The sequence below is a fragment of the [Phormidium] sp. LEGE 05292 genome (assembly GCF_015207735.1).
In the GTDB taxonomy this organism is placed as follows: domain Bacteria; phylum Cyanobacteriota; class Cyanobacteriia; order Cyanobacteriales; family Aerosakkonemataceae; genus Floridanema.
Genome location: NZ_JADEWG010000223.1, coordinates 1 through 7,672, shown reverse-complemented (window position 1 = coordinate 7,672; position 7,672 = coordinate 1). Strand labels below are relative to the sequence as shown.

Genomic DNA, 7,672 nt, shown 5'->3' with positions numbered 1-7,672 from the left:
ACATTTTGACGGTTGGAGCACAGTTTAAGTATGGGGAAAAATTTCGCAGATAAATAAGAAAAATTATCAATAAACTAAAGGATAGTTAGGCTGAGCATTGCTCAGCCTAACTATCCTTTGATTCTCTTGAACAAAAACAAGAAAATCAGAAAAAAGCACGGAAAAGAGTAGTGGTAGAACATCTGATTAGACTAGTGAAAACTTTTCGGATAGCTGCCGAAAGATTCCGGTTGAAATCCTCAAAATATCAGCGAGTGATTTTGACAGTATGCGGATTAATCAGATGGCGGATAGGAGCAATAGTTTTAACTAGCTAAAATCTCTAAAGATTGTGGGTAAATATGAAATAAGTTGCCTAAGAAATCTACCCTATTTTGACTGCACCCCGGTCAAAGCCTGATATAACCGTTGGTTTTTGACTGCCTGCCCTTTAGAGAGCAGGCAGTCAAAAACCAATATTAGAGAGGCTTTAGCAGTTTTTGGAGATGTCTAATATACTAATGAGTGCATTTTTACACTTTTGGGAAATTTTTTCCTAACGATTTCGAGAAAATTTTATGGGCGAAGGAGAAACAACTATGGCAGTCGCAGGTAAATTGGAACTTACCATCAAAATTAATGACTTTCCCACCAATGTAGAAACAGCGGAAAACGGTTGGAAAAAGTTTGAGGTTGATTGTGATGGGCGAATTGCTAGTATTACAGTTAAACCAAAAGTATTTAAGAAACTAGAAGAAGCACAAGCGAATTATCCCATGTGGGTAGCAGCGATCGCTGGGAAATTGGGCGAACTAACCGACAATTGATTTGTGTTGAACGAGCCAAATATTCAAGTTTTTGAACGTAAGCCGAAAGCACCTAAAGAACCAGTTGCTTCACCATCTCCTGAGTAAATATTACAGCAGAGAAGCCGTTGGCAAATTATCAAATATTATGCTATTGTCTAGAAATAGTTATATGATTCCTAAGTAGGAAAGCGCAAATTAACAGAAGTTTGTAACGGAAAGTAAATTTGGCGGAAACTCTCCTCCCTTCTGCCTTGTCGAAGACAATAATTTTTCCGGCCTACCTACTTAACTCCAAGATTTTTTGACAACTTTAAATGGCGGTGAGACTAATCGCATCTGCCTGTGAGGGTTGGATAAGTATATAGCCCTAATCAGCAGGAAGCCCATACCCGTGAGGTCGGGAACTCTGTTGCTTTTCTGAGTTTTAGGTACTCAGCAGCCGCAGAGAATGTCACAGTTAAAAACCTAGAACTCATTTGTTGTTTTTAATGATTTATCCCCCAGTCGAAAGAGCAAATACAGCTCTTTTGACTGGGGGATTCTATTTTTTAGCTCAAGATGAAGCCGTAGTTGGCTATTTTGCGGAACGTCTAGAGCTCTCCGTTCCAAAAATACTAATAAACAGATCCCGACGGAATTGACATAGCTGTTGGTTTTGCTCCTGAGCATTAGTCATCCGTCGTTCATGGGTAACTGTTAAAAAGTCGCGATTTTCTTGTTGTAAATCCTGGTAAAATTTCAACAGTTCTTCGGCTTGTTTTTTGGCTTGCTCTATCCGTTGTTGTTCGGTTGCTGTTAAAAACTCGCGGTTTTCTTGTTGTAAATTTTGGTAAAATTTCAACAGTTCTTCGGCTTGCTTTTTCGCTTGCTCTATCCGTTGTTGTTCGGTTGCTGCTAAAAAGTCGCGATTTTCTTGTTCTAAATTCTGATGAAATTTAGACAGTTCTTCGGCAAGCTTTTTCGCTTGCTTGTGTCTTTCTACTGTGATATCCGACAGAAAGATTTGCGTTTCTTTGAATAGTTGAGATACTTCAAAAGCTATCGAACTATGCTCCTGCCGGATTCTTTCCATTAAGGCGGTCATGAGGTGATCCTCAATAAAATTAAGTATCCGTGAATAAACCACTCTTACTCCTGCATTGATTGAGAGCAAAAGTAGTTAAATGAAACTTCTGCTTTTTCTTGTTCCTCGCTCGTATGACACGGCACTTTCCGAATTGAGGAAAACTTTAAAAAGCAGAAGTAAATTTCAGCATTTAAATGTCCTAAATTCCCAATCGGTTGATTGTAGAATTATCTATATTCTTATGCAGGCATTGCAGCTGATTGAGTTAAACCAACAGCTTCAGCATACTTCAAATAAGTTTCCACAGAAGCAATTACCACACGAGCTTCGATCGCTAACAATTCAATACCTACCAGCGATACACGCGCCCATGCGTCAATAACAATACCTTTATCTAAAATGCGATCGATAACTTCGGCTAAGCTAGAAGAAGAATTGGTTTTTTCAACAGCCATTGTTTTATACCTTTACTCATTGTTGTTTTTGTTGTTATCGGTGAGAGGCGTTGGCCTGGGATTCCGACAATATGAATTTATCAATTTTCTTTGGGCTTGTAAAGAGGTTAGAGCGTTTTTTATCAATAACAAATGTAAACCAAACCACTGTAATCGTGCTAGTATTTCTGTTACAAATTTTTATTTTTACCGTACTATTAGTGATATGAAGTAAATTTTTCTTACGTACTTATTGATACATTGCTTATCTACTTGACATTGATAAATTAATCTGGAATGGCTATTTTTACGAGAATTTGGGCGAATAACCCAACCACATCTAAATGATTGATGAACCACACGCCTACCTATTTAAATTAGTAAACTAAATCTTTAATGATTAGTAAAAAACTAAATATCCTCAAAAAATAAGCCTCCTATTCTCAAGGAAATTGAGCATTTGAAAAAAAACCGGATGATTCTTAGTCGAGACTTTCTGGAGTCCATCTCTGTTTTTTCATTTTTTACTATCTCTGACTGAGATTGGCGGTTGATTGAAGCTGATTTTTTCTACTAATATTGGCAGTTGATAGCAGCGCATAGTCACTTGAAAACACATTTTGTTTATATTTGAATTAGAATCCTTCGTCATCCGGTATCAGGCTTTTCACGGAAGTTTTGTCAGAAATATCTCTCAGTACTTACAGCGATAGTCCTGTCACAGAGGTTGACAAAAATTACAATGGATGGTGGGCTAGAAACTTTTAAAGTCGGTGCCAGATGTTACGTTTCTTAAAGGTATTCGCTTGAATTCGTCGAGAATAATTAGGTACGAACTAATCCAATAGTTCGTACCTAATTATTTGGTCTGTGAGCGGCTAAAGCAATGAAAATAGTCTATAACTTAAAATTAGTTAGACCTAATCACTCGCTCCTCTTGAATGACTCGATTATTCCTGGAAATGGTAAGAGAAGCACCAGTAATGATGTATTCATATTGTCCGTTGGTCGCTACCATTCCCGTCCCTTCTTCCGAAATAAGAGGTAGAATAATGGCGTTTCCACTGCGTTTACTTATCCCGTTATAAAAGTCTTTACCTTGCCGATTTTTACAAATATAAATTCTATAACTAGCGGTTTCAAAATAGTTAGTAACTCGATAACCTCGGCGACTGCAAGTACTTTGAATCGATGAGTTAGAATTGTTAGATTGCTGTTTGGCATTGGTGCTTTCTTTGGCACTGCTGGCTTGAGGAATACCTACTGATGTAGCCAGTACCAAGCAAGTACCTAACAAAGCATAATGGAAAGACTTAAAATTAAACATGGTTGAAGGTTTGATTGTTTTATTACAGTATTCTTCCCGCTCAAGCAGAAAGATTCCTAATTTGTTTTGGTACACAAAAGGGTGATTTTATCGCCGCAGACACCAGCTATAATTGACAACTATCAAAAGCAATTTTTTTCTATATGTGTATAAATATCGCTCCAATCGGCAGGTAGGAAAACTAATAACATAGAGAGATTAATGAAAGCCTTTGGCAGAATGTTGGTTAAAATCTGCAATGACTAAAGCAACTTGGCTCATTAAAAAACTTGCAAGAGAGTTGAAGTATCTGTCTCTATCAGAGCTGTTTGGGCGACAAGTTATGATTCATAGTGTAGATACTGTTGAAGATAATATTCGCCATGCACTTGGCGATATTGTTCCCGAAGGATGTCGGTTATTAACAGAACCTCAATTGATGAAGGGGATGCTGGCCAAGTATGATTTTTTAGATCTAACGTTCAGTGTACCTGCTTATTTACTACAGTCTCACTATGAATCTGGCATTTCTTTATTAAAAGCTTTGTATTTCATCAGAGACCCTTCGCAAGAGGACATTGATGAGCTTGAATATAAAGAACTTTCTGAATTTTTGGGAGACGATCCAACTTTTCTAGCAGAATTAGCTGAAGATGTCTCCAAGAATATGACCGTTTGTCGCATGATACTTAATAGTAGCCATCCTCGTGAGTGGGATAAAAACAATCGAAGGATGGCAATGACAGCTAGCTTACCCTCCGGCTATTTCCCCCAAATTTTTGTTATAGGAGATGCTTGTATAACAAATGCCTTGTCTGTCTGGCTTCACAAGCATTTTTATCTTTAAACCTTTCCCACCTCGAACAAGCAGTTGGTGTTTTTGCAGCACGTTTATATCAAGAAAAGTCAGGTCAAATTTTGGGTAAGGGAACGGTGACTAATAAGATGCTTTGTTTGGGAATTGAGAGAGCCAAAAAATCTAACGTTGTACTTGACTTGTAAAAAACTCCAAGTTTTATGAATTTATGGCGCTTAGTTGTGTCAGCGAAAATCAGGCTTTTACAGTAAAATACCTGACGGGGTGACAACTATGGCTAAAAAGTAGACCGGATAAGCATGGAGGCTCTTCGACCTCGCTGATAATAAGGGCGTTTATGTGGACTTAATGACATCAATTGAATAGTTTGTTCATTTAACAAAGTCAAAGATTCCACCCAAGTATAGCCGTGTATACCAATATAAAAGCTGCTATGACGGCGCTGAGTCCGACGTTTTTCCTTAACGCGACCGACATATTTAACTACACCCTTATTTTTGATTTTTTCTCCTGACATAATCGAACTGGTGTAGGCTAGAGTAATCAATATAATTAAGGCAATTAAGCGGTCGCCAGAGACACCAGTTGACTCTAAATTGTAGCCACCGCTTTTGTAATCTCTAAACATTTCTTCGATTCCAAATCGTCTTTGATAAGCCGATAAAACTTGTTTCAAATCTGCGAAATTGGTCAAAATAAACCAAGCTTCTTCTGTGGAATTGCCGCGATAGCTGCGTTTCCATTTAGCGGCAATATTGGCTTGGTCAAAACCTTTACTTTTGGTTAATTTAACTCCCTCTAAGTAAATTGAAATCCCTGGAGCCACACCTAATTTTTGTAATTGCCACCAAAGTTCTGGGGCAATTTCAATGTATTCGTTTCGTTTTAGGCGTAGGCAAAAGTAAGTCTGGGCTTGGCTTTTCAACCATTTGGCTAGGTCAACAAAACAAAATTCCCTATCTCCTAAAATCACTTTCTTATAATTACTTAAACATTGGCAGAACTTGAAAAAGTACTTCTACCTGCTTGTCAGCATTTGTATTGTCTAAATTCGGCAGAAGTTCAAAATAGATGGGAATTGCTCTTTTGTCATAAATTAAACTGACAACTATTAAATTAATTACTCCCCATTGTGTGCGGTCAATTGCAATGTATAACACTTCGTTCGGCGCCAAATTATTGGTTAACCAGTAGGTGAATAACGGCCACCAAATTCTTTCAATTGTTAGGTGTGGTAACGAGAGAAATCTCTGTAACTTCTTCCGGCGGCTTTCAAAAAGAATTTTTTGGGGAAATTGACTAGCCAATTCTTCCAATTTTACTTTTCGATGCTGTTGCAAGATAACAACTAATATCAATAAAATTAAAAACTCCGCTCTTTTTAGTTGAGTTTTTAAGTGCTGCGTGTAAAATAATGGTAAGAAATTCATTTTTTTCATTAATTAGGTCTTCTTGAGAATAGCAGACCTCTTTTTTTTTGACAACAATCGGTAAACCCCGCACGCAGTAAGGGGTTTGCCGATTGTTGTCACCCCGTCAGGTCCAACCGCTCAATGTACTCCTGATTTAATCGACTAATTACTAGCAAAAAAATTGATGCCGCTGTTGGCTCAGTATGGTGGATGGTCAATAGAAATTATTAGTCGTCAGTTGTTGTCTGAGTATTTGGAAAGCTTGGCACATCTGTCAATTACAACTCATCACCGTCATCAGGCTATTATCCAAGCTCTGTTTAATTTTGCGGTGGAGCAAGGCTATTTGACGGTGAATCCAATTGCAGGAATCAGGCGGCGTAAGCCTGACCCAGGTAAAGAAGAGCATGATACAGACCAAGTGGTTCGCTACTTGAGCGAGGAGCAACTGGCGGTGTTGTATGAGGTAGTGGCAAATGATACTCGTATGCACGCTATTGTTCGGTTGCTACACATGGAAGAATATATCAAATATGAACGAGCAATTGGTGTACCTGCATTGTTTACGGCGCAACACTCTTTGACTGGGGAAGTGTCTCGTTTGTCTTATCGCCAAGCTCATCAATGTTTCCGTAAGTTAATTGCTCAAAGCCACATTCTTAAAGGCGTTCGCCTCCACGACTTGCGACATACTTTTGCGACCGAAAGGGTGGGATTGATGGCACTTGAGGAGTTACGTGCTTTGATGGGTCATGAGAATATTCAGACTACATTGCGATATCAAAAGGTAACTTCTCTTCGGGCTGAAGAAGTTGCACATAAGGCTTTAAATATTTTGACTAATTCTGAAAATAAATTGCTCTAATGGCAATATACAAAAAAATATACTTTTTTGTTGAATTTTTGATGGGTAAGTAGAGTAGTACTACTACTCTGCTTTCGGTGACTGAGTATTCGTGACTTCAGCGATTGTTACATTTCTTTACGTCGTGTCCTATTTTGCGCGTATCTCGGCTTTACCCCTAATAAAGACTTTGATCAGACTTTCTCAGAAGCAACCGAGAGAGAGAAAAATTTAAATTTTTGGAACCAGATGAGTATTGAGGAGAAAAACCAAGTCATCAAAGCAGCACAAGAATCTTTTCTCCCAAAACTGCCACAGCAACCAGCTTTAATAGTCAAATGGATTCAATGCAACTGCATTGAAATAGCAGCATCTTGTGGAATTGACAAAAATTCCGACATTTCTTCTTGTGTAGAAATTTTGTACCAAGCCCAGGAATGGGAAATCGAACCGGGCATCCCTTATCCAAACTTTAAAGAGGAACGAGTGCAGTATTGGATTGCCAAAGGTGAGCCGCTCGAAACTGCAACAGCCAAAGCTGGAGAAGAATTGCGGAATCCATTGACAGCCAAAGACTTGTGGGAAGGATTTCTGCGGAAATGCGATCGAATTGCTGATGAAGCAATCAAAGCCAAGAACATGGGTGTCAGTACACCATACTTACCACCGTCTTTTACAGAAAAACCAGCTATTACCAAAGAAAGTGTGATGCAGAAGTTAACAGATGTGTCACCACAAGTTTTGGTGGGAGCTTCCACCAAGAAACAACTGAATATTCCTGAGAGTAAGCAAGAAGAACATAAACCAACTATCGACCAACTTCAAAAGATTTTTGATAACCCAGTTGGGAAAAACTTTGTGAAAGAGCAAATCGAGGCGGCTCTCCCGTACCTGTGGGGATAAGTAAATCTTATTTAAATAAACAAGCTAACAGCTTTTCTCGCAAAGATTCAAAGCTTTTAAAGCCATAGCTTTGTCGAATAATGAGCTTAATTCTATTATTAA

Annotated in this window: 7 protein-coding genes and 2 pseudogenes; 5 read left to right on the top strand and 4 right to left on the bottom strand. The window is 38.4% G+C overall.

The window, feature by feature from the left end; all coding sequences use genetic code 11:
- Positions 1 to 140 precede the first annotated feature (140 nt).
- Together IQ264_RS30320 and IQ264_RS30315 are read left to right on the top strand one after the other, a co-directional pair.
- Positions 141 to 317, top strand: a pseudogene (locus tag IQ264_RS30320) (transposase family protein); the annotation flags it as partial.
- Between the two features lie 240 nt (positions 318 to 557).
- Positions 558 to 806 carry a fertility inhibition FinO-like protein gene (locus IQ264_RS30315; protein ID WP_228061933.1) on the top strand — a complete coding sequence of 83 codons (249 nt, stop codon included), beginning with the start codon at positions 558 to 560 and terminating at the stop codon, positions 804 to 806.
- A 556-nt stretch (positions 807 to 1,362) separates the two neighbouring features.
- Here IQ264_RS30315 and gvpC read toward each other — a convergent pair.
- From gvpC to IQ264_RS30300, 3 genes are all read right to left on the bottom strand, one after another.
- A complete protein-coding gene (gvpC, locus tag IQ264_RS30310) occupies positions 1,363 to 1,872 on the bottom strand; it encodes a gas vesicle protein GvpC (RefSeq protein WP_193986055.1) in 510 nt (169 codons plus the stop codon).
- Positions 1,873 to 2,093: 221 nt separating this feature from the next.
- Positions 2,094 to 2,309, bottom strand: a complete 216-nt coding sequence (gene gvpA, locus IQ264_RS30305) for a gas vesicle structural protein GvpA (RefSeq protein ID WP_193980327.1) — start codon at positions 2,307 to 2,309, stop codon at positions 2,094 to 2,096.
- A gap of 889 nt (positions 2,310 to 3,198) precedes the next feature.
- Positions 3,199 to 3,615 carry a hypothetical protein gene (locus tag IQ264_RS30300; protein WP_193986053.1) on the bottom strand — a complete coding sequence of 139 codons (417 nt, stop codon included), beginning with the start codon at positions 3,613 to 3,615 and terminating at the stop codon, positions 3,199 to 3,201.
- A gap of 238 nt (positions 3,616 to 3,853) precedes the next feature.
- Between IQ264_RS30300 and IQ264_RS30295 the strand changes: the two genes are divergently transcribed.
- Positions 3,854 to 4,441 carry a hypothetical protein gene (locus tag IQ264_RS30295; RefSeq protein ID WP_193986051.1) on the top strand — a complete coding sequence of 196 codons (588 nt, stop codon included), beginning with the start codon at positions 3,854 to 3,856 and terminating at the stop codon, positions 4,439 to 4,441.
- Between the two features lie 247 nt (positions 4,442 to 4,688).
- Here the strand turns inward: IQ264_RS30295 and IQ264_RS30290 are convergent.
- Positions 4,689 to 5,841: pseudogene (locus tag IQ264_RS30290) on the bottom strand (IS4 family transposase).
- Positions 5,842 to 6,007: 166 nt separating this feature from the next.
- On the opposite strand from IQ264_RS30290, the gene IQ264_RS30285 reads away from it, so the two are divergent.
- Positions 6,008 to 6,688: a tyrosine-type recombinase/integrase gene (locus tag IQ264_RS30285; RefSeq protein WP_193986048.1), complete on the top strand. Its 681-nt coding sequence runs from the start codon at positions 6,008 to 6,010 to the stop codon at positions 6,686 to 6,688.
- Between the two features lie 228 nt (positions 6,689 to 6,916).
- Entirely contained in the window at positions 6,917 to 7,570 is a 654-nt protein-coding gene (locus IQ264_RS30280) for a hypothetical protein (RefSeq protein WP_193986046.1), read from the top strand.
- Positions 7,571 to 7,672 lie beyond the last annotated feature (102 nt).

What these genes read in the sequence shown, in the direction of transcription:
- gvpA (WP_193980327.1), bottom strand. Translation starts at nt 2,309, where the DNA reads ATGGCTGTTGAAAAAACCAATTCTTCTTCTAGCTTAGCCGAAGTTATC.
- IQ264_RS30280 (WP_193986046.1), top strand. Translation starts at nt 6,917, where the DNA reads ATGAGTATTGAGGAGAAAAACCAAGTCATCAAAGCAGCACAAGAATCT.
- IQ264_RS30315 (WP_228061933.1), top strand. Translation starts at nt 558, where the DNA reads ATGGGCGAAGGAGAAACAACTATGGCAGTCGCAGGTAAATTGGAACTT.
- IQ264_RS30295 (WP_193986051.1), top strand. Translation starts at nt 3,854, where the DNA reads ATGACTAAAGCAACTTGGCTCATTAAAAAACTTGCAAGAGAGTTGAAG.
- gvpC (WP_193986055.1), bottom strand. Translation starts at nt 1,872, where the DNA reads ATGACCGCCTTAATGGAAAGAATCCGGCAGGAGCATAGTTCGATAGCT.
- IQ264_RS30285 (WP_193986048.1), top strand. Translation starts at nt 6,008, where the DNA reads ATGCCGCTGTTGGCTCAGTATGGTGGATGGTCAATAGAAATTATTAGT.
- IQ264_RS30300 (WP_193986053.1), bottom strand. Translation starts at nt 3,615, where the DNA reads ATGTTTAATTTTAAGTCTTTCCATTATGCTTTGTTAGGTACTTGCTTG.